Origin of the sequence: Proteiniphilum sp. (assembly GCF_040307845.1) — a bacterium.
Lineage (GTDB): Bacteria > Bacteroidota > Bacteroidia > Bacteroidales > Dysgonomonadaceae > Proteiniphilum.
Genome location: NZ_JAWRIS010000032.1, coordinates 1 through 24,797, shown reverse-complemented (window position 1 = coordinate 24,797; position 24,797 = coordinate 1). Strand labels below are relative to the sequence as shown.

Below are 24,797 nucleotides of genomic sequence, written 5' to 3'. Positions count from 1 at the left end.
CTACCCCTGTTTTCACGTATTCACCAAAATAACGAATTTGAGCCCCCAACTGTACAAAATCAGTCCCCAAAAGTTATTCTCCAGCATATACAACTACTCCCGACCCAGTTTAATACAAACCGGATCGGGGAGCAAAACTATAAATATAAAAAATATAGACTTAATTAGTCATTCATCAACACATGCATGATCTGGCATGCTGATTCGGTGATGGAGCTTCCCGGGCCGAAAATAGCCGCCACACCTGTCTTGTAGAGAAAGTCGTAATCCTGTGCGGGAATTACGCCCCCCGCGATGACCACAATATCGGGGCGTCCCAACCGTTTGAGTTCTTCAATTACCTGCGGCACAAGTGTCTTATGTCCGGCAGCCAATGAAGATACGCCTAACACATGCACATCATTCTCCACAGCCTGGCGAGCTGCTTCAGCGGGGGTCTGGAACAATGGCCCCATATCCACGTCAAACCCACAGTCGGCATAACCGGTAGCCACCACCTTGGCGCCACGGTCGTGTCCGTCCTGTCCCATCTTGGCTACCATAATCCTGGGCCTGCGGCCTTCTTTTTGGGCAAACTGGTCTGTGAGGGCACGTGCTTTTGCGAGCGTGGGAGCCTCTTTTGATTCTGCTGAATACACGCCTGAAATTGTTCTGATTACTGCATTATAACGTCCTACTATTTTCTCACATGCGTCGGAAATCTCTCCCAGTGTAGCACGTACGCGTGCTGCCTCTACTGAGAGTTCGAGGAGGTTACCCTGTTTGGTTTCCACACAGCGGGTGATGGCATCGAGTGCCTTCTTCACAGCTTCGTTATCGCGTGTTGCCTTCAGTTGGTTGAGACGCTCTACCTGCTGCTTGCGCACCTCCGTATTATCGATATCGAGGATGTCGATCGGATCTTCGTGGTCGAGCCTGTAGCGGTTCACCCCGATGATGGCCTGCACGCCCGAGTCGATACGTGCCTGTGTGCGGGCAGCTGCTTCCTCGATACGCATTTTGGGAATACCGGTCTCGATGGCCTTTGCCATTCCGCCCAATTCTTCCACCTCCTGGATGTGTGCCCATGCCTTATCGACCAATTCCTGTGTGAGTGACTCCACATAGTAAGAACCGGCCCACGGGTCGACCTGACGGGTAATCTGGGTCTCTTCCTGGATATAAATCTGGGTGTTACGGGCGATACGGGCCGAGAAGTCGGTCGGCAAAGCGATGGCCTCGTCGAGCGCGTTGGTATGGAGCGACTGTGTATGTCCGAGTGCGGCAGCCATTGCCTCGATACAGGTGCGTCCTATGTTGTTGAACGGATCCTGTTCGGTGAGCGACCATCCCGATGTCTGGGAGTGGGTACGCAACGCCATCGATTTGGGATTTTTGGCACCGAAACTCTTCACGATCTTGGCCCAGAGGAGACGCGCAGCGCGCATCTTGGCTATTTCCATAAAATGGTTCATCCCGATCGCCCAGAAGAAGGAGAGTCGCGGTGCAAAAGCATCCACATCGATACCGGCATTGATACCTGCCCGCAGGTACTCAATCCCGTCAGCCAAAGTGTATGCCAATTCAATATCGGCAGTAGCACCTGCTTCCTGCATGTGATATCCGGAGATGGAGATAGAGTTGAACTTAGGCATCTTTTGAGATGTAAATTCAAAAATATCGGCGATAATCTTCATCGAGAATTCAGGCGGATAGATATAGGTATTCCGCACCATGAACTCTTTCAGGATATCATTCTGAATGGTACCGGCCATCTCCCCCAGTTCTGCTCCCTGCTCCTGTGCCGCTACAATGTAGAATGCCAGGACGGGCAGTACGGCGCCGTTCATGGTCATGGACACCGACATCTTGTTGAGTGGAATACCATCGAACAATATTTTCATGTCTTCCACCGAGCAGATAGAAACACCGGCTTTCCCCACGTCGCCCACTACCCTCTCGTTGTCGGCGTCATAACCGCGATGCGTGGGCAGGTCGAACGCCACAGAGAGCCCTTTCTGCCCCGAAGCAAGGTTACGGCGGTAGAAAGCATTGGATTCTTCTGCTGTTGAGAATCCCGCATACTGGCGGATAGTCCACGGACGCATCACATACATCGTGGAATAAGGTCCGCGCAGATAGGGCGCCACACCGGCGGCATAGTTCAGATGTTCCATGCCTTCAAGGTCTTCTTTCGTGTAGACCGGTTTCACCGGAATCTGTTCCGGCGTAAGCCAATCGGCTTTGATCTCATTTTTTTCAGCCCATCCGGCCACATCGGTCGACGCAAAACCATCTGAGTGAATATTGATACCTTTAAAATTCGGTTTCATATTATTTAGACTTTTAGAACCAAGATCCAAGACTTTCAGACTTAAAAAAACAAAAGCGTTGGAATTGATTCGTTTGTTTTATTTTATTTTTTTTAAGTAAGAGAAGCTATGAGATTACCCGCCACCATCAACAAACTGAATAGCAATACCAATTGGGCCGTGCGAGTATCCAGAAAACGGATAATTCCCAGATCGTCCATAGTTGCTCTTTTCATCAGTTTGAGATTTTTAATGGCAAGCGGAAAACTGAATAGTACCAGGAAAACCCAACTATCCAACATCTGTATCATCACCATGATGGCGATCAGCAGGTAAGCTACCAGCAACAATGTCTGATAAGCAATCTGAGAACCTTCCAATCCCATCTTCATGGCCTGGGTATGTATGCCGGCATCTTTATCCTGTAGCATATCGCGCGTATTGTTGGCATGTAAAATGGCTACCACCAATAATCCGACCGGAGTACTCACAAGGAGCATTTTCCAAAGCACCTCTCCGGTCATCACATAGGCTACTCCTAAAGCAATCGACAAGCCGTAACAGATAAAGATGACCAGGTCACCCATCGCCACATACTTGAATTTGTAGTAAAACAGGGAGCCGATGATCCCAACAGCTCCTATGAACAGCAACGGAAAACCGGTATTCAACAGGAGATAGGTTCCCAGCAAAATACCGATAAAGAGAACCACATAGCCGTAATAGAGCACCGTTTTCGGTTTGAATATCCCCTCTACGATCAGTCGCCTCGGACCGGTTTTCTCTTTCGTGTCCACACCGCTCATATAATCATGATAGTCGCCCAACAGGTTACCTGCCATATGGAAGATAACCGCACCGACAAGGGCCAAGATACCATATATCCAGTTCAAATGAGTTATTTCTCCTTGTGTATAGAGATAAAACACATAGGATATGGCAATCAGCGCCGGCGATGCCGATGCCGGGAACGCCCACGGATGTGCTACGATGATCCAGTTTTTCAGTTTCCCGTTTACAGACATACTATTAGAGTAAAGAGTAAAGAGTAAAGAACAAAGATTTTAACTTTCTCCTTGTTGATATAATCTATCTTTAAAAGAATAAATCATGTTTTGAAGTTCAACTATCCGGTTTTTGTATAGTTCATAATTTTCAACATCGATATATTCCAAATTCATTGCGACTATCAACTCAGTTTCAAGTTCAAGTAAGGAACCGTATGCAATTTCAAGAAACCGTGCAAAATCTTTATAACCGGATTTCGCAGATCCTTCTGTAATATTAGTAGGACAAGAAATTGCCGCACGTTGCATTTGTGATATTAAGCCAAATCTTTCATGTGCAGGAAAAGTATTCGTTAATCTGTAGATGTCTGTAACCAGATCAACAGGTCTCGACCAAATATTCAACCTTCTGAAATGATGCATAATCCCAAATTTATCTTTACTCCTTATTCCTTACTCTTTATTCTTCAACAAAAGTTCATTAAACCCTTTCAGTGTCTCCAGAACATTACTGCGCACATTGATGAAATGTTCGATACCGATTGCTTTGAGGTCGTCTGCACAGGCAGGAGCACCGGCTACCACGAAAATCTCTTTGCCCCCCTTGAGGAGATTATAGGCTTCGGGGGCCAAATCGGCATATTCATCATCGCTTGAGCAGAGCACTACCACATCAGCGTCTTTGGCACGGGCTGCGTTGACACCCTCTTCCACAGTCTTGAATCCGAGGTTATCAATCAACTCATAACCGGCACAAGCAAAGAAATTGCTCGAAAATTGCGAACGTGCCAGACGCATTGCCAGGTTACCGATGGTAAGCATAAATACTTTGGGACGTTTTCCACCCTGTTCGGTAGCCAGACGCAATTCGTCGAAAGCATTGGAGAGACGACGCGTATTAAGTCGCTTGAGCGGCCTGTTTTGTGTATCATCACTTCCACAACCGCAATGAGTTCCTTTATTTTCTATCTTTTGACTCATGGTCTCACCGAAGTTGGGATACTGATTGGTACCCAACAGGATTTCCCGCCGGTTGGCTACCGCGTTGAAGCGGGCATCGGCCGAAGCATTGATGGCATCCTGTACTGTTCCGGTTTTGAGTGCTTCATAGAAACCCGTCTCTTCGGTTTGAAGAAATAACTTCCATGCCTGCTCACCCAGGGCAGTAGTAAGTGTCTCAATATAATAGGATCCTGATGAAGGATCGGTAATCTTATCGAAATGTGACTCCTCTTTCAGCAGTAGTTGCTGATTGACAGCAATACGTTCTGCAAAAGCGGTAGGCGTCTCGAACGCCTCATCAAAAGGACGCACCGTAAGAGAATCGACAGCACCGATAGTGGCGGACATCGCTTCTGTTTGCGTGCGTAACATATTTACATAAGGGTCGTATAACGACTGGTTGAATCGTGAAGTGGAGGCATGGATATTCATTTTTGCAGCACAACGGCAAGTGCCGTCTTCTGCTTTGTTGTCGCAATCATGCGAACAGGCTGGTTTGTAGGCATCCACGATTTCAGCCCACAGCCAGCGTGCAGCACGGAATTTAGCGATCTCCATAAAGTAGTTGGCGCCTATACCCAGCTCGAATTTTATTTTCTTCGCAGCCATGGCAGGATCAATACCATTTTCGATCAATGCCGACAATACCTGGTTTCCGTAGGAAAGGCTGTATCCCAATTCCTGATAGCTGTAAGCACCGGCATCGTTCATTCTGTCTCCGGATACGGTAATAGCACGATATCGGGGAAGTGGCGCCATAATTTTCACTATCTCCACGGCCTTTTCCACCCACTCAGGTTCATCGATTCCCTTTTTCAGTATCTTCCTGAAAGGATCGAATTCAATGGCTCCGAAGCATTCCATCACATTGAGATTCTGTGACCGGACATATTCTACCACTAAGCGTGCCAATTCGATCGTCCGGGATATACAGGTACTGAAGTTCAACTCTACCTTGTCCGGGGCTATCCCCTGAAGCAGAACTGCCAGGTTTTCTGCCGAAAGTTCATTCTTCGGCAATCGAAAGCCTAATGAGGTAACACCTTTTTCGAGCAGGATAAGCGCTTTTTTGTTAGCTTCCGCAAAATCCTTTACATTGATCTCATGGCGCACATGCCACTTATTATCCTTTCTGGTGCTACGGACATAAGGAAACTGCCCCGGCAGATTTTCAGCCGCAAGGGATCCCTCTATATTTTCCGCACGATAAAAAGGATTCACATTAAACCCTTCGTTGGTTCTCCATACCAGTTTTTTCTGGAAGTCAGCCCCCTTCAGGTCTTTTGTGATAACTTCCATCCATTCTTCAGTGGAAACCGGAGGAAAACCAGTGAAAAGTTTCTCTCTCTGATTACTCATAATTCACTATTTTATTTATTATTTTGAGGTTTTTTCCCTGATTATTTTGACAAATTATGATTGACTGTACCACCAGTCCCTAAAAGAGAACAAAAATAACGCTTTTTATTCTCTTTAGAAAGTATTTACTCCAAAACTTACATTGTAATCAACCCTTTACGGATAGCATAAAAGGTGAGTCCCGACACAGTTTTGATTCCTGTTTTTGAAATAATATTCTTCCGGTGTGTGAGGACTGTATTATGGCTGATATGCAGTTTTTCAGCTATTTCTTTATTGAGGTGTCCTTTCACAATAAGCCGTAGGATTTCCTCTTCCCGGCTGGTAAGTTGATGGGTATGCTGATCCGGTTGCTGCTGCGTATGATCACCGGAAATAAGATGATGCAGATGTCGAATATCGGTTGAGTCCAACTCGTCAAGTTTGGGTCGAAGAATTTTATCCCTTAACCTGTTGTGGATCGCAAGATCTTTTTCAAAGGAATGAACGGAAAAGATGATTGCATACATAAGATTTTGATTGAGGTCCGTAGAGAGATGCCTGATTAAAATATTTTTCAGATCATGCAGCAATTCATAAGGAAAATCATCATCGAATAGGGTTTGATTCTGTAGGTGTTCCGTCATCTTCTCCTTAAATTTCTGAAAAAGGTTATTGAGCATCCGCAGTTCCTCTTTTTCGGGACCGCTGATGGCAATAAAGGCATTCAGGTGTTTCTCAATGTTAGGGATTAGCTCATGAATATAACTTTCCACCGTACACTGAAAATAATCGGCAATCGATTGGGCATCGAACAAAGCCAGGGAAGCTTCAGGGAGGTAGTTTTCATCAAGGTAGACATTCATGATTGTAAGGATAAAATCGGGGTTGAGAGTATGTTCATCGCACAGTTTCAAAATAGTCTTATCTCCCACACCAAGCCGTATTCCGAAACGGTTCAGTACAGGAACAAGCTCATTGTGCTCCATCAGCACATCCCCCATAACACTATATTGGTCCAATAAAGCCACTATCTATCCCGATTTGTTTTGATTCTTGCAGTATAATTACGGTCAAGCCTGCGTTCACGATAAAGATGGCGGATAGTTGCCACAGGATGTACAAATAACATTCGTGGTCCTGCAAAACGCATCACTTCCTTGATTTTCACACGCATGCTGGTCTTATAGCAGTGAACAGGACAACTGGCACAGGTGGGCTTCTCTTCACCAAAACGGCAAGTCTCCAATCGCTGCAAAGCATACTCTTTCAACGACCGGCATTCCGCACATAACTCCCTGCCTGAACGGTGTTTAGATCGGCAGTAAAGCGCAATCATGCTGCTGACAACTTTCTTCTCACCTTCGTTCATGCATGCATCCTTTTAAATGGAATTGAAATGTAAAAGTAACCATATTATTTTTTGCAGCCAAATCGATTTACGGCCGGCAACCTCACTGTTTCTTTTTCAAAATCTGATAATCACCTTGTGAGTTTCTACTTACCTCATATCCTTCATTGAGTTCAATCACCCATCCTTCTCCGACAATTATCTTACCGGTTATTTCCAACGGCTCTGAAACAATCACCCATCGCCAATCACTCCTTAACAATGCTCCTCCCTTCTCTACGGTAAGGGTTCCCCAATGATCACTGAGCGTGATAGTAGGATAAACGGTTCCCTCATCTTCATCAAGGGGGATCAGATTTTGCAGGTCGAAAGCCATATTCATCTCTTCCAATCGTATTTCGAGACGTGGCTCCTCAAAAAATTTCTCCCTATATTCATCGAGCAACCTATTATGGGATACTTCCCTTCTATTCTCCTCATCGGCTATCGCGCGTCCCCGGTACTCTTCGGCAACCTGTTTCACATACGACTGCAACAGGATACGCCTATCTACCCCGAATGCTTCCGAAAAGAATTCGGTGAATTGTGTATCCTCATCCACCTTCTTATTCCAGTGGTTATCTTTCTGATAAAGGAAAAACCCATATACCGGCACCATCTCATAAGCAAATGAGCGCACAAATGAAGGAATCTCTTCAAACCGTTCGATCCGCCGGATAAGATACTCTCTCCACTGCCATTTATTACGTCCACTCATTATCTGTCCCGTGTATGTAGCCATACCTTCCAATAGTTCAAGACTATTTTCCGTGGTTTCGGAACCCCGGTATATCATCTGCCGATATTTCCTGAAAATCAATGCGTTCCTCAGATGTTCCTCTGCGCGGTTCAATCTTCTGGCTTTCAATGCTGCCTCCAATGCAGCCATTTCCAGACGGAGATATATTCTCCCTTCCCTGAGATCCAAATGGTTGTTCTCTTCTCTCCTGATATGAAAGCCAAGTGAAGGCTGGGCGACATGGAACAACTCATGGGTCATCAGATCAACCCGATCCTGTTCATTGATGGATAGAGGCAATGTGATCATAGCCCAATGAGTACCGCTCCATTGAATATCGGTGTTGGAGAAAGTCACCTCCTTAGGCAATATACCCCTGTAAATTCCTTTATCGGGTTTCAGTACACCCTGGGCGTCGGGCAGGTTGGCATAGACCTCCCTTGTTTCAGTATCTACAAGGAGGATTGGTCCGTAAATGTCTTTATCCCACAATCCCTGATGCAGAAAGGTAGCCTTCTCCACCTGCCTGAAGTAGAGTAAGAGCGAGTCTGCAGGGTAGTAAGAAACCTGGGCGGCCAGGGTCGTAGAGAGCAGCCCCGTGAACAATATGATTGTAAGCAATTTCATTGCTTTGCGATTTAGGCAACGGTCTGTTTATTTTTTTCAACTCCGTTTTCTCGATTTGTCGATCCGGAGGAAGATAAAGAGCAAAATAGTAAATCCCCACAGGGAAGATCCCCCGTAACTGAAAAAAGGTAATGGAATTCCAATAACAGGCATAATACCTATTACCATTCCGATATTGACGATCATGTGAAACAGGAAGACGCTCGCCACCCCGTAACCATACGTACGTCCGAAAGCGGTTGTCTGTCGTTCTGCCAACCGGAGCAGGCGGAGTACAAAAAACATCATCAGCAACAAAACAATGGTGGAACCGATGAATCCATGTTCTTCTCCTATAGTGCAAAAAATAAAATCGGTATCTTGTTCGGGCACATATTTGAGTTTTGTCTGCGTGCCGTTAAGAAACCCTTTACCTGTCAGTCCACCTGAACCAATGGCAATCTTGGATTGTCCCACATGATACCCCGCCCCGGTCAGGTCCTGTTCCATACCCAAAGTTACTTTGATACGCATCTGCTGGTGTGGCTGGAGTACATCGTAGAACACATATTCCACCGATTCGAGGAAGGCGAATGACCCCATCAAAAACAGGAAAATATAAAGATATGCTTTTTTCCCATACCTGAAGAAGTGGAAAAGCAGATAAAGTGCGGTATAGGACAATGCTATGATAGCCACTAATCCCCAGTCTATTTGCACTGAAAAGAAAGAAGCCCCAAGAGCCAGTAAAAAGATAGCAGCCACCGACAGCAAAAGGATTAAAAAGGTAGAAAGCCGTTTGACATAATTCCATATCATGGCTGCCGAGAAAATAATGATGAGAATAACGGTGGCAAATTCTCCTTCGGAAAGGGCACCCATCTGGTTGTCGGAAAAACGGATTCCCAGAATAAAATAGAGAATAGCGGCGATCCCCATAAAAAGGAATCCACCGGGCAGCCCTTCCCTGTAGAGTACCAGGATAAAACTCAGGTAGACCAGAGCCGTACCCGTTTCGCTTTGGGCAATTACCAGGAACACCGGTAACAGGATGATAACACTTGCCAGCAGGAGGTTCTTTCGTTCCATCAAGTGGAAGCCGTAAGAATTGAACACCTTTGCCAATGTCAGTGCAATAATGAATTTCATAAATTCAGCCGGTTGCAGCCGCACCGGCCCGATAATCAACCATGAACGGGAACCGTTGATGTCTTGCGCCACCAGGAGTGTAATGACCAGCAATAGAATACCGGCCAGATAAAAAAGAAACGCATAGGTCTCATAAAAAGCTGTATCGATCTTTAACAGGGCAAACGCCAGCAGGAACGAGGTACCCATCCAGATCAATTGCATTCCCGCCCTGGAAGAGAGATCGAACAGTCCTGTGGCATTTTCCAGATCGAAACTGGCGGCGTAGATATTGAGCCATCCGAGAAAGACAAAGAGGAGGTAGAAAGTGATCGTTATCTTGTCCACTTTCCCCTTTTCCTCTATTTCATTATTGCCCTGATAACTCATATCCTTTTTATATTAATTCTTCGGTGGAAGAGGTGGCAGGTTCCTGATATAGGAATAAGGCAGTATCTCCCGGTTTACAATGGTAGTTTCCAACCATTGGTCGCTCTCGGGTATTTCTCCCCTGAAGAACTTCTGCATCATCAACCTGGCGATGGGTACCGCATTGGTTGCACCAAACCGGCCATTCTCCACCACAACGGCAATAGCCACCTGAGGGTCATCTTTCGGCGCAAAGCCCATAAAGATTGAGTGGTCGTCGCCATGAGGATTTTGCGAGGTACCGGTTTTTCCACATACATCCACTAAAGGCGAAAGATTAATTCCGCGGCAAGTACCCTTGGTCACCGCGTCAGCCATCCCCTCCACAGTTAATTCAAAATACTCCCTGTTGATGCCCGAATCATGTCTTGTGGTATAGGTTGTCTCCAAGGCTGCTCCTTTACGCTCTTTTACTACATGGGGTGTATAATAGTATCCCCTGTTAGCAATCAAAGCACCCAGGTTGGCAATTTGCAGGGGAGTGGCCAGTATCTCTCCCTGTCCTATGGCTATAGAAATTATATTATGTGCATTCCAACGCTCCGTTTTGAATATGTTCGTATAGAATTTACTATTGGGAATAAAGCCTCTCTTCTCGGAAGGGAGATCCACTCCCAATGGATAACCATATCCCAAATCCACCATATGGTCGCGCCACACGTCAAAAGCGGCTACCACTGACGCATATTTACTCCTGTTGCTCAACATGGCGTTAAGACCATAACAGAAGTAAGAGTTACAGGAAGTGGCCAAGGCCGGCTGAAGCGCCAGGGGCGAGCCGTGGGGATGACAGGCAGGGCGTCCACCCAGTGGGGGATATCCGCCATAGCAGGCATAATGCGTCTCGGGAGTGATAATACCCTCTTGCAGGAAGATGAGTCCCTGAGTAGGTTTAAAGGTTGATCCCGGCGGATAGGTCCCCGCAATTGCCCTATTGAGAAGCGGTTTAAAGGGATTATTCTCCAGCTCGCGGTAATTGGCACTGAAATCGGAACTCTTTCCTGTAAGCAGTACCGGATCGTAAGTAGGGGCAGAAACCATAGAAAGGATCTCCCCCGTCTTGGGATTGATCATTACAATGCTTCCTACTTTGTTGTGCATCAGCTTCTCACCGTATGCCTGGAGATCAATATCGATACCCAGAGTTAGGTCCTTTCCCGATACCGGCGCTTTGTCGTGTGCCCCATTTTCGTACTTCCCCTGTACCCTGCCGTGTGCATCGCGCAGAAGGATCTCTACCCCTTTCTCGCCGCGAAGATCTTCTTCATGCGATAATTCAATCCCCGATTTCCCGACATAATCACCCCTCACGTAATAAGGATCGGCAGCCATCTTATTCTTGTCGACTTCAGCCACATAACCGAGGATAAGTCCCATATTGGGATAATTATATTGTCGCTCTGTCCGCCCCTGGATATATATGCCGGGAAATTTATACAATTTTTCCTGTAACAATCCGTACTCTTCTACATTGAGTTGCGTCATGAACAACTGCGGCGTGTAAGAAGAATAACCGGGATTCTTCCGGCGGTCCCTCATATCGGCGTTCAGTGTATGAAAACGCTCCACATCGATATTGAGCGTGCGACAGAAATCGAGCGTGTCGAACTGTTTCATTTCCCGCACCACCATCATTACATCATACGTAGGCCTGTTATATACAAGCAACTTGCCATTCCGGTCATAAATAGCTCCCCTAGCCGGATAAAGGGTCTTGCGAAAGAAGGCGTTACTGTCGGCATACTCCCTGTACCGCGGGCTCATCAACTGTAAATTGAACAGCTGGCCCACATACACCAGGACAATTACAACCACTATTGTGGCAATAATATATCGTCTTTTGGCAAGGGAATTCGCATTATTGTTCACCGGGATTTCTCCTAAACATTAAACTATCCAACGTAATAATCAGCGGGATGGTCACTACCGAAGAGGTACCAATCCGCAGCAGCGTATTTTTCAAATTAAAAAGTGTGAACGATTCAATAAAGAACAGCAACGTGAGATGCAGGAATACCATGAAAATAGTGAATCGGACAAAAGGCCCCGCGGCAGTATTGATCCCCGGCACAAAATCATCATAGCCTTCCCTCTCAAAAAAAAGTCCCAGGATATTTTTCCTGAATGCGGCTACAATAGTGATTGCCGCCGCGTTCATACCCGGCGTATTCAGGAAGATATCAATGATCAGCCCCATCAGAAAAGCGGAGAAGATCACATAATAGAGATTTCTACCCACCGGCAGCTTCAGCAGGAAATAGACATACAATACCGGAGTGGCAATACCAAACAGGCTGATCCGGTTCAGTAACAGTACCTGAAGCAGTATCAGCACCACAAAAAGCACTATTTCATATATGTAATTCAGTTTCATTGCTGCAACATCTCTTCGAGTTTTTTCTGTTCCTCGTAATAGGTGTCGTCGATCACCAGCACGTCCTGCAACGTATAGAAATTGGTAGCCAGTTGAATATTGAACGTATTGAAATTATCGTCCCTGGACCTACCTTCACTGTTCACAAAACCTATCACAAGATTTCGGGGAAATATACGTGAGAAACTGGTCAACACGGTATCACCCTCATGAAAAACTTCATGCTTAGGCAATTCTTGCAGTTGCGCTTCCCCGATATTTGTCCCGTCCCAGGAAATAGATCCGTAATTCTCGGAGTTTTTCAGCCTCGCGCTTAACCGGAACTTGGGATTGATGACAGGAATCACCACCGCCCTGTTTTTCGACACAACAGAAACCACTCCCACTATACCCCCTCCTGATGAAATCACTCCCATATCGGGTTTGACCCCGTGCTCCGATCCCTTATTAATTGTAATGAAGTTGTTAGCTCCTGAGAAACTCAGGTTGACCACTTCTGCAGGGATAAAATCGAATTGTGATACCGGAAGTGAATCGGGTACAAGATCGCCTACTTCCAGGGAATCGGTAGCAGCCAGGATATCTATCCGGTCCTTGAGTAACAGTATCTCTTTCTCCAGTTCGGCACTCCGCTCCAACAGCAACTGATTGTTTTTCCTCAGATGAAAGAACGCCCCGACATCGTTAGAGATTGAATAAAACCATCCCGTTACCTGATTGGCGGAAGAAAGATAAACGCTGCGCTGATAGGAATTTTGCGTAAAAACGAGATAGAAACTGAATGCTACCAACAATGCGGCAAGCAGCCAGTGACTATTCCGAATGATAAAGTTAAAAAGATTACGCATCTAAACCTATGCTTTATCCTATTTTACACCCTGGATTCTACATTCCAAGTCTTAAATCTTGGTTGACTTCGTCCATTTTCTGTCGTCACTCGGCATAGAACAAGTAAACTTAACTCTGCACTCGTTCCTAAGAAAATTCTTGGATTTTGGTTCTAAATTTTACCTCATCAAAAAGTTGAATTTATCAATATTCCTCAACGCAATGCTGGTTCCCTTGGCTACCATGTGCAAGGGATCATCGACCACCCTGAAGGGGATTCCAATTTTCTCGGTCAGCCTTTTGTCGAGACCTCTCAGCAGAGCTCCCCCACCGGTCAGATAAATACCGTTACGTACAATGTCGGCATATAATTCAGGGGGAGTCTGTTCCAATGCGCTCAGCACAGCTGAATCGACTTTTGATACCGATTTCTCGATGCAGTGCGCGATTTCCTGGTAGGATACAGGCACATCCATAGGCAGGGAAGTCATCCTGTTGGGGCCGTGCACGACAAAATCTTCAGGCGGATTGTCGAGTTCCGTAACTACGGAACCTACCTGGAGCTTGATTTGTTCAGCGGTACGGTCACCCACCTTGATATTGTGCTGGCGTCCCATGTAATCCTGAATATCTTCAGTAAAATCATCTCCTGCAATCTTGATCGATTTATTGGAAACGATACCGCCGAGTGAGATTACGGCAATTTCTGTGGTTCCCCCACCTATGTCTACGATCATATTACCTTCGGGAGCCTCCACATCGAGACCAATCCCGAGGGCTGCCGCCATGGGTTCAAAGATCATATAGACATCGCGGCCGCCGGCATGTTCTGCCGAGTCGCGCACAGCACGGATCTCCACTTCGGTACTCCCCGAAGGAATGCAGATAACCACGCGCAACGAAGGAGAAAAAAGGCCTCCTTTATTTTTATTGGCCATTTTGATCATACCGCGGATCATCTGCTCCGCAGCATTGAAGTCAGCGATCACACCATCCCGCAACGGCCTCACCGTACGAATATTCTCATGTGTCTTCCCGTGCATTTGTCTCGCTTTCTCACCCAAGGCGATCATCTTGTCTGTTTTGCGATCCAGTGCCACGATAGAGGGTTCGTCCAGGAGTATCTTTCCCGCGTTGTTCACAATGACGGAATTGGCGGTACCAAGGTCCATTGCAAGCTCTTGTGTAAATGAAAATAAGCCCATAATGTATAATATTAAGCTATTCGATAGTAGTTATTGTCTTGTGTTTAATGTTTGAAATGTCTTATGCCGGTTTTCACCATCGAGAGGCCGTTTTGGTTGCAATAATCTACCGACTCACCGTCACGGACGGAACCACCGGGCTGGATAACTGCTGTGACACCTGCCTTGTGGGCGATCTCCACACAATCGGGGAAAGGGAAGAAGGCATCACTGGCCATCACTGCTCCATGCAGGTCGAAATGGAATGTACCGGCTTTCTCAATTGCCTGGTTCAGTGCATCTACCCTCGAAGTCTGTCCCGTTCCACTGGCAATAAGTTGTTTATCTTTTACCAGCACAATGGCGTTCGACTTGGTATGTTTCACCAGTATATTGGCAAAGAGCAGGTCTTCTGTTTCTTTTTCCGTAGGAGCTTTGGTTGTCATCACCTGCAAACCGGCGGCAGTTTCCACACTCAGGTCTTTATCCTGTACCAAAGCGCCATTGAGCACCGAACGGTATTGTAAGCGTTGTATAGCTTTTTCACTCGATTTCAATACCAAAATTATACGATTTTTCTTTTGGAACAAAATATCCAGCGCATCTTTATCATATCCGGGGGCAATAATCACTTCAAAGAAAATCTCGTGGATAGCTTCGGCAGCGGCTGCATCCACCTGCCGGTTGGTTACTACGATACCACCGAAAGCCGATACAGGATCGGCAGCCAACGCGGCGTCCCACGCTTCTTTCACTGTTGGGCGACAAGCCATGCCACAGGCATTGTTGTGCTTGAGGATAGCCAGGGCTGTCTCGTTGAAATCGGAAATCAGCGATACGGCTGCATCAATATCAAGTAGGTTATTATAGGAGATCTCTTTACCATGCAACTGTTCGAATATTTCGTTGAAATCACCATAAAACAGTCCCTTTTGATGAGGATTTTCACCATAACGGAGTGGTTTTCCTCCATCCTGGGCTACACGCAGCGCTGAATTATCATCGCCATCGAAATAGCTGAAAATCGCAGAATCATAGCCGGAAGAGATCATAAACGCTTCTTTGGCAAACCAGCGACGATCAGCATTGTCTGAAAGACCCTGTTTCTCTTTCAGCAAATTGAGCAACGGCGCATACTGCTCCTTCGATGCTACAATGAGTACATCTTTGTAGTTCTTCGCAGCTGCACGGATAAGCGAAATGCCTCCTATATCGATCTTCTCGATGATCTCCTCCTCCGTACCGCCGACAGCCACCGTTTCCTTAAAAGGGTACAGGTCTACAATGACCAGGTCGATGGAGGGGATATCGTAAGATTTTACCTGTTTCTTATCACTTTCATTGTCCCGCCGGTAAAGTATGCCTCCGAATATTTTAGGATGGAGCGTTTTTACCCTACCTCCCAGGATGGAAGGATAGCTACTGACATCTTCCACCGCTTCGCACTCATAGCCTAAAGACTGGATGAATTCCTGCGTACCGCCGGTAGAAATAAATTTAACCTTTAAATGATGTAATTCCTTAAGTATTTCTTCCAGCCCGTCCTTATGGTAAACCGAAATAAGGGCTGTTTGAATTTTTTTTGACATTATGCGTCCGTTTAAGTCGTTATTTTTAAAATGAGTACAAAGGTATAAAATCTATCGCTCTTTTCTGTCAATTGGTTCATTAGTTTTGCATAAATTTGAAAAAAACAGCTCCGGATTTTTCCGGAGCTGAAGCTTATGTGTAAAATTAAGTATTTCCGATCAATCTCTGACTTCCCAACCGAGTGCGCTGGCACCCAATACGGCGGCATCGCTCTCTTTGAGTTCTGAAAACATCAGTTTCACCTTATTCTTAAAGATAGGCAACAGATTCTTCTCCATACTTTCCCGGATGGGGTCCATAATAAGGTCGCCCGCTTTAGAAAGCCCACCGAAAAGGATGATTGCTTCAGGGCTGGAGAAAGCTACGAAATCGGCAAATGCTTCGCCCAGCATCTCACCGGTAAAATCAAAGATTTCTTTCGCCATCTCATCTCCGGCCATAGCGGCATCAAACACATCTTTGGAGGTGATGTCATCAGCCGGGATATTGCGGAGCCGCGTCTTTGCATCGGGTTTCAAATCAAGGTATTCGCGTGCTGTACGTGCCATACCTGTAGCCGATGTATAAGCTTCGAGACATCCTGTTCTCCCGCATCCGCAAAGACGACCGTTATGCCGGCGCATGATCACGTGGCCGAGTTCACCGGCAAAACCATCGTGTCCGTACACCAATTGTCCGTTCACCACGATACCACTACCTACACCTGTTCCCAGCGTGATCACAATAAAATCTTTCATGCCGCGTGCGGCACCGTACGTCATTTCGCCGATAGCTGCCGCATTGGCATCGTTGGTAAGAGCTACAGGGATACCTACCCGGTCTTCCAGCATCTGGGCAAAAGGGATCACTCCTTTCCAGGGCAGATTGGGTGCAAACTCAATACTGCCGGTGAAGTAGTTACCGTTGGGTGTACCTGCGCCAATACCCTTAATTTGATCCTTGGTGGTTGTTCCCTTGATAAGATCTTCAATCAAGTTGGTCAATTCATCCAGATAGTCTTCCACCTGAGCATGTTTACCAGTTTTAATGCTGCCGCTCTTTAAAATCTGTCCTCTCTTGTCCACGATGCCCACAACGGTGTTCGTACCGCCCACATCAATACCTATTGCATAGGGTTTATCCATAGATTTGTTTTATTAAAAATTAGTCAATGATAAATATTAGAATTATAAGTACAAATATAGGTTTTTTTGTTAAGACAATCCCATTAGTCGTAAAATTATTTCTTTTTCTTGGTTTTTCACTCAGCTTTCATTACATTTGCAGTTTTGAATTAAAATTTATCAGGAAAAGCCTGATATTAACAACAATCTTCAAGAATTATCAAACAATTACTAACTATAAGACAGAACGTAGACCCCATGAATGAAATTAAATTTTACAACGGAGAGAAAATTCCGTTGGAGTTGCACAAAGTACGTATAGTACAGAAATTACATTTAGTACCTATCGAGAGAAGACTGGAAGCATTACAGGAAGGAGGATTTAATACTTTCCGGCTCAATACAAAGGATGTATTCCTCGACATGCTCACCGACAGTGGCACCAATGCAATGAGTGACAACCAGATGGCAGCTATGATGCAAGCCGACGATGCTTATGCCGGATCGCAAAGTTTCTTCCGCCTGCAGAAAGCGGTGGAAGATGTACTGGGTAAAAAATATTACCTTCCGGTACACCAAGGGCGGGCAGCAGAAAATATCCTGTCGAACGCATATGTGCGGAAAGGTAACCTGGTCCCGATGAATTACCACTTCACCACTGCCATGGCGCATATCACCCAGTACGGGGGTAAAATCGCAGAGTTATTGTATGACGAAGCCTATGTGATCAACTCCTCACACCCTTTCAAAGGGAACATGAATATTGAAAAACTGGAAGAAGTAATCAAGGTACACGGAGCCAAGAACATCCCGTTCATCCGCATGGAGGCGTCCACCAACCTTATCGGGGGACAACCTTTTTCGGTGCAGAACCTGAGGGATGTAAGGGCTATTGCCGACAAATATAATATCCGGCTGGTACTCGACGCGAGCCTGCTCGGGGAGAATGCTTATTTAGTAATCCAGCGGGAAGAAGAGTTCAAAGATAATTCGATGGGTGAAGTGATAAAGGTCATGACCGATCTTGCCGATATCGTCTATTTCTCAGCCAGAAAACTAAGTTCTTCCCGGGGAGGTGGTATTTGTACGAATAACACTGATATTTATCGCGAGTTAGAAGCACTGGTACCACTGTTCGAAGGATTCCTGACTTACGGAGGTATTTCCGTGCGTGAGATTGAAGCGATGGCAGTGGGGCTATATGAAACGCTCGATGAAACGATGATCAGTCAAAGTCCCGATTTCATCGCCTATTTGGTAAATGCCCTTGACGGACACGGAGTACCCGTGGTAAAACCGGCCGGTGTGCTGGGCGCCCATGTAGATGCGATGAAAGTATGCGAACATATCCCTCAAAAAGAGTATCCTGCCGGTGCTTTGGCCGCGGCGCTGTTCCTTATTTCGGGGATCCGCGGGATGGAGAGAGGCTCCATCTCCAACCAGCGCGATGAATATGGCAATGAAACCTATGCTGATATGGAACTGGTACGCCTGGCAGTACCCCGCCGGGTTTTCACCTTATCCCAGATCAAATATGTGGAGGACCGGATGACCTGGTTGTATGAAAACCGGACATTGATTGGTGGTCTCCGCTTCGTATACGAACCTCCTGTGCTCCGCTTCTTCATGGGAGGACTGGAACCGGTAAGCGACTGGCCTCAAAAACTGATCGCCAAGTTTAAAGAGGATTTCGGAGAAAGTTTGTAAATTATTACTGTAAACAAGACTTTTTTACATAAACGAACCCCGACAGTTTTCCTGACTTCCGGGGTTCGTTTCAATATCGGGAATACGCATGAATTGATCCGATTATTGACCTTCCCACACGTAATCCCCTGGTATGGCTATGAAATCCTATTATCCGGCATACTCATTCTACCCTTTCCATTTTATCACTAATGAACCCTCCGGTAAATGTGATCAAACGATTGAAGCTATCCGGCAGGTATTCATCCATACTGTTATTGACCGAAACGAATTTGCTCTGTTCGTTATGTTTTAATTCGATCACGTAAATAATACTATTATCCGTATCGCTTCCCCGGTCGAAACCATAGGAGTTGTTCATTTTTTCCAATTTGCTCTCGGTTATCAATCCGGCAAACCTGTCAAATTCATCCCTTGTCAATTTTCCTTCCCTAAAGATTGGCTTTGCCTTTCCTTCATACTTATCGAAAAAATAATTATACTGATCAATTCGATAAGTGGAATCCGGATTCAACTGGAATTCGACTTTAAAATTATTGATACTCTCCATACTATATCTATAAGTGAAGTCTTCCAGGACTGGGGAGCGGTGACAAGCGATAAGGCAGGAGAGAAATAGAACGGACAAACAAAGATTGATTATTTTTGACATTATCGTTTCTTTTATACCATTCATTAATTCATCATTTATATCATTTCTGATGACGAATAAAAAGAGGGTAAAACACCATGGCGGCATACCCTCTTTTTGAAATCAAGCTATTTATTTCCAGGGAGCCGGTTGTTCCAGATAGGGTTTACCATTCTCATCCTCTCCCATGGTCTGAATCTGTCCTTCCGGCAACGGAAACATGGTTCTGGCACTGCTCAATGTAGAAGCTGTGGCGAATTTAGCGAGAAAATTCCTTTCAAATCGAATATAATCCCCCAGCTCTTTACTCATATAGTCTCCGCCCCAACGGACCAGATCGAACCAACGCTGTCCTTCCATGGCCAGTTCCAGCTTACGCTCCATACGGACAGCCTTGATACAGGTTTCCTTATCGCTGTATGCCGTGTGCGTCGAGGGGTAGTTTTCAATTTTATAATTCGCCGCAGGCACACCGCCCGTCTTAATGATATTCACCTCTAAAGCAGCACGGGTACGGATCTGATTCACCAGTGCCATCGCTCCTGCGAGGTCATTGTCATTGGCCAGACACTCTGCATACAACAATATCATATCCCGAAGGCTCAGATACTGCAGATTGATAGCAGAACCCGGAGCCCATCCATCGTGTAAAGCACCTCCGGCCAGGCCTTCATCCAATTCCTTCTTGGTATACACGTGTTTCTTGGGGAGGAAGTATCCACCATTGGCCACATCACGCACCCAGTTGTTTTGAGGTACGCCCCAATCCTTGTATGGAATGCCAAAACGACCGATGGCAAAATCGATACGAGGATCTACCGCCACATTATTGTTCACCGATAACGGGGCGTTTTCCCCTCCCGACGTGTTCCTCACGGTTACATACGGTGTGCTCCTGTATGAGTTGTCAAGCAACGGCAGGCCATCTGCTCCCACTTTAAAGGAGTTGGCCAGTTCGTTGGACGGCTGATAGAAACCGCAACAACCACCGGGAGATCCATCTCCTCCGTGAGGATAACAAAGAGACAATCCGCTATTGGCATTGTTGTAATCGGCTGAGAATTGAACGGCAAATATGGATTCCTTTCCATTATCGCGATAACTTTCGAAGTTGGCATTCATATCGTCTTCCAAACCGTACTGCAGCCCATTGGATGTCATACCATTATCTATCACATCCTTTAAAATTGGTTTGGCTGCCGACAGGTCACCCTTATGCATTAAAATTTTCGCTTTCAATGCTTTTGCAGCCCAGTGGTTGGCACGCCCCGGACTATCCTGTTTTTCAGGCAGGTCACGGATGGCAATGTCAATATCTTCAAGTACATTGGGATAAATATCGATATCGTTATACACTTTGGGATTATTGTCGGTAATGGTCTCATCTACCCAGGGGAGATAAGGTCCAAAAACCTTGATTCCTTCAAAATAAAATAATGCCCGGAGGAAATGCAATTCGCCGTTCCTTGAATTCAGGAAAGCCTCTGGAAGGTCTTCCACTTCTGCCATTGTCTGCAACGCCATATTCACCCGTTTTGCTCCTTTATATACCCACTCATATTTTTCACTGATGTATCCGTTGGTAGGCAATGTACTATACATTTCCATCTCATTCAACACCGACTGGTCGTTTGCATCGGATCCTTTATTGGCATCCCCGCCATACATTCCTCCGAATGTCCAGTTAAACGGGGTAGCTCCCCATCCGTTCTCGGTCAGATTCGCATACGCATTCACCGTTAAAAGGTCAATACCCGTCTGGTTCTTCAAAGCCTCATGATTAATACTCCCCTGTGGGTCTTTATACAAAAAGTCTTCCCCACAAGAACCCAGTAAAACGATGACCGAAATAACCAGTATATATAATCTATTTTCGTACTTCATTGCTCTGTAATTTAATGTGATTAAAATTCAAAATTAACACCAATGATGAACCTCTTTGTAGTAGGCCATCCACCTGCATCGAGTCCTCTCCGGAGGTCCGAACCGCTTCCTTCACCGGTTTCCATATTGGTGATCTCCGGGTCAAGGCCACTATAATCGGTGAATGTCAACAGATTCTCCGCCTGAATATACAGCCTCAGGTTAGAAATAGTAGCTTTCTCCAACAAGGATTTAGGGAAAGTATACCCCACTACAAGGTTTTTCAATTTAAGGAACGAACCGTTTTCTACATAATAAGATGATGCAACGGCACCACCCCAGTTATCCTGTGAATCAAGCACCGGTAATTTAGCTTTAGAATTGTCCGCCCCTTTTCTCCATGAATAATCTCTCATTGTGGTCGAACGGTTTCCTCCGAATAACGGGAAATCGGTAAAATATTTGGTATTGTTGAACAGATCATTGCCAATAGTGGCATACCAGAACATGGTAAAATCCCAGTTTTTATAGGTCAATGAAGCATTCAGCCCTGCCAGCAGATCCGGATGCGGATTTCCGATCACTGTACGGTCGTACGAATTGATCACGCCGTCAGGTACTCCATCGGGGCCGCTTACATCCTGGAACTTGTACTTGCCAATGTATGAACCCGGATTAGCGGTTATGCTGGCCAGGTCCGTACCATAGGGTACGGGGGAGTTCAACACATCCTCCTCATTCTCATAGAAACCGATGATATTGTAACCAAAGAACTCCGAAATGGGACGCCCTTTAATGGTTCTGGTTACATTTGTGGAAAGACGGTAGCCACTTCCATAGATTGCATAATCATCGGCATCGGCCAATTTCAGCACCTTGTTTTTATAGGTGGAAAGGTTCAATCCGAGATCCCAGGCCAGATCTCCGGCTTTATCACGGTAGTTAAAACTGAAATCGAACCCCCGGTTGCGCATATCTCCATAGTTGATATAAGGTTTTCCAATCTCCGTATTGGCCAGTGCCGAGTAGGCAGCCTCAATCAACATATCAGAGGTGACCTTATTATAAAATTCTAATGTGGTGTTAAAGCGTCCTTGTCCGAAAGTGGCATCCAGCCCAATATTGGTCATTTTGGTTGCTTCCCAACGGGTATCCTCATTTCCGTAGGTAGCCAACCTGTATCCCAGGTTTGATCCGGTATTTGTACCGCTCAGGTCGTAATTCGTATTAGCAGGAGTGGTACCAAAAAGCATGGCGAAGTTCGTGGCACGAGGTATTTCGGCATTACCGGTATGGCCATAACCGACACGCAATTTCAGGTCATCCAGCCAACCTTTCGTATTTTCCATAAATCCCTCTTCCGACAGACGCCAACCGGCAGACATCGAAGGAAATGTTCCATAACGGTTCTTTTTAGCAAAACGCGAAACGCCATCACGTCGCACGATTCCTGTAAACAGGTATTTATCCCGATAAGCATAATCGGCACGTCCAAAAACGCCGAAGAGAGCAAACTCTCCGTTGTACCAGGAGTTATTGGTACGTTGATTGTCGTTTTCTCCCATCGCCAGTACCCACGTATTTTCGTTGTCTTCATACAGGTAATTATAACGGCGCGCTTCCATTCCTCTTCCCAATCCATCACGAATGGCCTCCGTTCCCACCAGGACATTCAACGAATGTACATTCTGAAACACTTTGTTATAGGTTAGCGTATTGGTCCAAACCCAGCGGAAATTGAAGCTGGAGGCCTCCTGGAAGTGGTTAGTGCCGGGACTTTCGGAGAACTCAACGTTCTTCTTGCTGATATAGTAGCTATAGGCATTGGTATAGTCCAATCCGAAACTGGTGCGGAACATCAGTTCTTTCATCAAATCTATTTCCGACCATATATTTCCAAAGATACGCGAATTACTCCAATAATTATCTTTATTGCGTACCTGTATCGCTACCGGATTCTCCCAGTTACCCGTACCGGCAATCTTCGAACCGCCCCAATTACCGAATGTATCTTTTACCGGTACCCATGGCGAAGCACGATATACCCATGAATAGGGTGTACTTTCGGATGAGTTGCTGGTCAATCCCTGGTCTTTAGTCCAGGTATATTGCAGGTTTTCACCTACGCGTAACCAGGGCCGCACATCGAACGATGTATTGAGTCGGGTCTGATAACGGGTATAATAGGATTCAACAACTGTACCTCTCTGGTCGAAGAAGTTCAATCCCATCAGGTATCTTCCCTTGCTCCCTCCACCGGAGAGCGTGAGCTGATGGTTTTGCATGGGTGCCGTCCGGTCGATAGCATCCCACCAGTCGGTATCGGAAAAGGGGACGATCTGGTTATCGGGAAAACTATAATTATTGATATCAATATTCTGACTTCCCTGAGCGCCCGTAGTCGTCAAATAATTCGGGATCTTCGGTTGAGCACCTGACCCAAATTGTGCATGTTCGGGAACACCTGTCTCGCCACGGAGGTCGAACGAGTTCTGTTGCGACTCCCATTCTAATGCCAACCGATCCATGGAGTTCAGCAAATCATATTTTTTCCCTGTCTTCTGCATACCGAAATAGGCATCATAGGTAAGTTTCGGTTGTCCCGACCCGGTTCCTTTCTTAGTGGTGATCAGGATCACACCATTCGCAGCCTGAGCGCCGTAAATAGCGGCTGAAGAAGCATCTTTCAATACCTGCATGCTCTCTATGTCATTCGGATTAAGGCTGCTTAAATTCTGATTACGGGTGGAAACTCCGTCGATCACATACAGCGGCCCGTTATCGTTTACGGTATTGATACCGCGGATGCGTACCATGGTAGCCGACCCGGGAGATCCGGTCTGCCCGATGTACACACCCGGTGTTTTCCCCTGTAACTGTTGTGTAGCCGAAGAACCGGAAGAAGCGAGCAGTTCTTTTGTATTCACGACAGCCACCGAACCGGTGATATCTTTTTTAGCCTGGCTACCATAACCCACAACCACAATCTCCTGGAGACTTTCCATATCTTCCATCATCACTACTGTAACCGAACGGTTATTACCCACCTGCATTTCTTCCGCGACATAGCCCACATAGGTGAATACCAACACAGAATTGGAAGAAACCACATTTAACGTGAAATTTCCTTCAACATCGGTTACCGTGCCATTCAAGGTGCCTTTTTCCACGACATTCACACCGATCATTGGCGTACCACCAACATCGGTTACCGTACCCTGAATGCGTGTTTGAGCAAACATTCCAAGAGAAATTATCCACCATGATATGAATAACAACCCTTTCACCAGATTTAACATTTCTCTTTTCATACTTTCATGTTCTTTGATTAATAATTAAAAAACGGACATTTGTTTAAATATCAAGATATATCACCACTCTTGACAAGCATGGAATAACTCTCTTTTCAGAGGTAAATACAACAAAAAACGAATAGGAAATACAACGAATACAAAATCGGAAACGGCACAGCTTGGGTCTTGTCGTTCCGAAATATAGATTTGAAAATGATTTTGAAAGATAGAGAAAAGTGGGGAAGAATTTTTACAACAGGTTAAATAATGCGGTATTTCATTAAATAATGTAAT

19 protein-coding genes are annotated in these 24,797 nt (G+C 45.8%); 1 reads left to right on the top strand and 18 read right to left on the bottom strand.

The window, feature by feature from the left end; genetic code table 11:
• Positions 1 to 164: 164 nt before the first annotated feature.
• The 14 genes from scpA to ABV001_RS07950 form a co-directional block, all read right to left on the bottom strand.
• A complete protein-coding gene (scpA, locus tag ABV001_RS08015; RefSeq protein WP_352422310.1) occupies positions 165 to 2,312 on the bottom strand; it encodes a methylmalonyl-CoA mutase in 2,148 nt (715 codons plus the stop codon).
• Between the two features lie 92 nt (positions 2,313 to 2,404).
• Complete coding sequence (gene menA, locus ABV001_RS08010) at positions 2,405 to 3,316, bottom strand: 1,4-dihydroxy-2-naphthoate octaprenyltransferase (RefSeq protein WP_352422309.1); 912 nt, start codon at positions 3,314 to 3,316, stop codon at positions 2,405 to 2,407.
• 39 nt (positions 3,317 to 3,355) lie between these two features.
• Complete coding sequence (locus ABV001_RS08005) at positions 3,356 to 3,721, bottom strand: four helix bundle protein (protein ID WP_352422308.1); 366 nt, start codon at positions 3,719 to 3,721, stop codon at positions 3,356 to 3,358.
• A 30-nt stretch (positions 3,722 to 3,751) separates the two neighbouring features.
• The gene (locus tag ABV001_RS08000) at positions 3,752 to 5,659 is read right to left on the bottom strand and encodes a methylmalonyl-CoA mutase family protein (protein ID WP_352422307.1); all 1,908 of its coding nucleotides are present in this window, start codon (positions 5,657 to 5,659) and stop codon (positions 3,752 to 3,754) included.
• Between the two features lie 137 nt (positions 5,660 to 5,796).
• Positions 5,797 to 6,669 carry a LuxR C-terminal-related transcriptional regulator gene (locus ABV001_RS07995; RefSeq protein WP_352422306.1) on the bottom strand — a complete coding sequence of 291 codons (873 nt, stop codon included), beginning with the start codon at positions 6,667 to 6,669 and terminating at the stop codon, positions 5,797 to 5,799.
• Positions 6,669 to 7,010: a nitrous oxide-stimulated promoter family protein gene (locus ABV001_RS07990; RefSeq protein ID WP_323423450.1), complete on the bottom strand. Its 342-nt coding sequence runs from the start codon at positions 7,008 to 7,010 to the stop codon at positions 6,669 to 6,671. The genes ABV001_RS07995 and ABV001_RS07990 overlap by 1 nt, the downstream gene beginning before the upstream one ends.
• Before the next feature lie 82 nt (positions 7,011 to 7,092).
• A complete protein-coding gene (locus tag ABV001_RS07985; RefSeq protein WP_352422305.1) occupies positions 7,093 to 8,394 on the bottom strand; it encodes a hypothetical protein in 1,302 nt (433 codons plus the stop codon).
• Between the two features lie 36 nt (positions 8,395 to 8,430).
• Positions 8,431 to 9,891, bottom strand: coding sequence for a rod shape-determining protein RodA (gene rodA / locus ABV001_RS07980; protein WP_352422304.1), 1,461 nt, complete (start codon positions 9,889 to 9,891; stop codon positions 8,431 to 8,433).
• 12 nt (positions 9,892 to 9,903) lie between these two features.
• Positions 9,904 to 11,799: a penicillin-binding protein 2 gene (mrdA, locus tag ABV001_RS07975; RefSeq protein ID WP_352422303.1), complete on the bottom strand. Its 1,896-nt coding sequence runs from the start codon at positions 11,797 to 11,799 to the stop codon at positions 9,904 to 9,906.
• Positions 11,789 to 12,304 (bottom strand): rod shape-determining protein MreD, encoded by a 516-nt coding sequence (mreD, locus tag ABV001_RS07970; protein WP_352422302.1) that lies wholly within the window; start codon positions 12,302 to 12,304, stop codon positions 11,789 to 11,791. The genes mrdA and mreD overlap by 11 nt, the downstream gene beginning before the upstream one ends.
• Complete coding sequence (gene mreC, locus ABV001_RS07965; protein WP_352422301.1) at positions 12,301 to 13,152, bottom strand: rod shape-determining protein MreC; 852 nt, start codon at positions 13,150 to 13,152, stop codon at positions 12,301 to 12,303. Before mreC ends, mreD begins: the two co-directional genes overlap by 4 nt.
• Positions 13,153 to 13,311: 159 nt before the next feature.
• Positions 13,312 to 14,337: a rod shape-determining protein gene (locus ABV001_RS07960; RefSeq protein WP_323423456.1), complete on the bottom strand. Its 1,026-nt coding sequence runs from the start codon at positions 14,335 to 14,337 to the stop codon at positions 13,312 to 13,314.
• A 44-nt stretch (positions 14,338 to 14,381) separates the two neighbouring features.
• Positions 14,382 to 15,905 (bottom strand): bifunctional phosphoribosylaminoimidazolecarboxamide formyltransferase/IMP cyclohydrolase, encoded by a 1,524-nt coding sequence (gene purH / locus ABV001_RS07955; protein ID WP_352422300.1) that lies wholly within the window; start codon positions 15,903 to 15,905, stop codon positions 14,382 to 14,384.
• Between the two features lie 159 nt (positions 15,906 to 16,064).
• Entirely contained in the window at positions 16,065 to 17,030 is a 966-nt protein-coding gene (locus ABV001_RS07950) for an ROK family protein (RefSeq protein WP_352422299.1), read from the bottom strand.
• Positions 17,031 to 17,267: 237 nt separating this feature from the next.
• Between ABV001_RS07950 and ABV001_RS07945 the strand changes: the two genes are divergently transcribed.
• On the top strand, positions 17,268 to 18,716 hold the full coding sequence (locus tag ABV001_RS07945; protein ID WP_352422298.1) for a tryptophanase: 1,449 nt from the start codon (positions 17,268 to 17,270) through the stop codon (positions 18,714 to 18,716).
• Between the two features lie 163 nt (positions 18,717 to 18,879).
• Here ABV001_RS07945 and ABV001_RS07940 read toward each other — a convergent pair whose 3' ends face one another.
• The 4 genes from ABV001_RS07940 to ABV001_RS07925 all read right to left on the bottom strand — a co-directional run.
• Positions 18,880 to 19,368, bottom strand: a complete 489-nt coding sequence (locus tag ABV001_RS07940; RefSeq protein WP_352422297.1) for a hypothetical protein — start codon at positions 19,366 to 19,368, stop codon at positions 18,880 to 18,882.
• Between the two features lie 111 nt (positions 19,369 to 19,479).
• The gene (locus ABV001_RS07935) at positions 19,480 to 21,231 is read right to left on the bottom strand and encodes a RagB/SusD family nutrient uptake outer membrane protein (protein ID WP_352422296.1); all 1,752 of its coding nucleotides are present in this window, start codon (positions 21,229 to 21,231) and stop codon (positions 19,480 to 19,482) included.
• A gap of 20 nt (positions 21,232 to 21,251) precedes the next feature.
• The gene (locus ABV001_RS07930) at positions 21,252 to 24,452 is read right to left on the bottom strand and encodes a SusC/RagA family TonB-linked outer membrane protein (RefSeq protein ID WP_352422349.1); all 3,201 of its coding nucleotides are present in this window, start codon (positions 24,450 to 24,452) and stop codon (positions 21,252 to 21,254) included.
• Between the two features lie 129 nt (positions 24,453 to 24,581).
• A partial coding sequence (locus ABV001_RS07925; RefSeq protein ID WP_352422295.1) for a hypothetical protein occupies positions 24,582 to 24,797 on the bottom strand: 216 nt, incomplete at its 5' end.

What these genes read in the sequence shown, in the direction of transcription:
- scpA (WP_352422310.1), bottom strand. Translation starts at nt 2,312, where the DNA reads ATGAAACCGAATTTTAAAGGTATCAATATTCACTCAGATGGTTTTGCG.
- menA (WP_352422309.1), bottom strand. Translation starts at nt 3,316, where the DNA reads ATGTCTGTAAACGGGAAACTGAAAAACTGGATCATCGTAGCACATCCG.
- ABV001_RS08005 (WP_352422308.1), bottom strand. Translation starts at nt 3,721, where the DNA reads ATGCATCATTTCAGAAGGTTGAATATTTGGTCGAGACCTGTTGATCTG.
- ABV001_RS08000 (WP_352422307.1), bottom strand. Translation starts at nt 5,659, where the DNA reads ATGAGTAATCAGAGAGAGAAACTTTTCACTGGTTTTCCTCCGGTTTCC.
- ABV001_RS07990 (WP_323423450.1), bottom strand. Translation starts at nt 7,010, where the DNA reads ATGAACGAAGGTGAGAAGAAAGTTGTCAGCAGCATGATTGCGCTTTAC.
- ABV001_RS07985 (WP_352422305.1), bottom strand. Translation starts at nt 8,394, where the DNA reads ATGAAATTGCTTACAATCATATTGTTCACGGGGCTGCTCTCTACGACC.
- rodA (WP_352422304.1), bottom strand. Translation starts at nt 9,891, where the DNA reads ATGAGTTATCAGGGCAATAATGAAATAGAGGAAAAGGGGAAAGTGGAC.
- mreD (WP_352422302.1), bottom strand. Translation starts at nt 12,304, where the DNA reads ATGAAACTGAATTACATATATGAAATAGTGCTTTTTGTGGTGCTGATA.
- mreC (WP_352422301.1), bottom strand. Translation starts at nt 13,152, where the DNA reads ATGCGTAATCTTTTTAACTTTATCATTCGGAATAGTCACTGGCTGCTT.
- ABV001_RS07960 (WP_323423456.1), bottom strand. Translation starts at nt 14,337, where the DNA reads ATGGGCTTATTTTCATTTACACAAGAGCTTGCAATGGACCTTGGTACC.
- purH (WP_352422300.1), bottom strand. Translation starts at nt 15,905, where the DNA reads ATGTCAAAAAAAATTCAAACAGCCCTTATTTCGGTTTACCATAAGGAC.
- ABV001_RS07950 (WP_352422299.1), bottom strand. Translation starts at nt 17,030, where the DNA reads ATGGATAAACCCTATGCAATAGGTATTGATGTGGGCGGTACGAACACC.
- ABV001_RS07945 (WP_352422298.1), top strand. Translation starts at nt 17,268, where the DNA reads ATGAATGAAATTAAATTTTACAACGGAGAGAAAATTCCGTTGGAGTTG.
- ABV001_RS07940 (WP_352422297.1), bottom strand. Translation starts at nt 19,368, where the DNA reads ATGTCAAAAATAATCAATCTTTGTTTGTCCGTTCTATTTCTCTCCTGC.
- ABV001_RS07935 (WP_352422296.1), bottom strand. Translation starts at nt 21,231, where the DNA reads ATGAAGTACGAAAATAGATTATATATACTGGTTATTTCGGTCATCGTT.
- ABV001_RS07930 (WP_352422349.1), bottom strand. Translation starts at nt 24,452, where the DNA reads ATGTTTGCTCAAACACGCATTCAGGGTACGGTAACCGATGTTGGTGGT.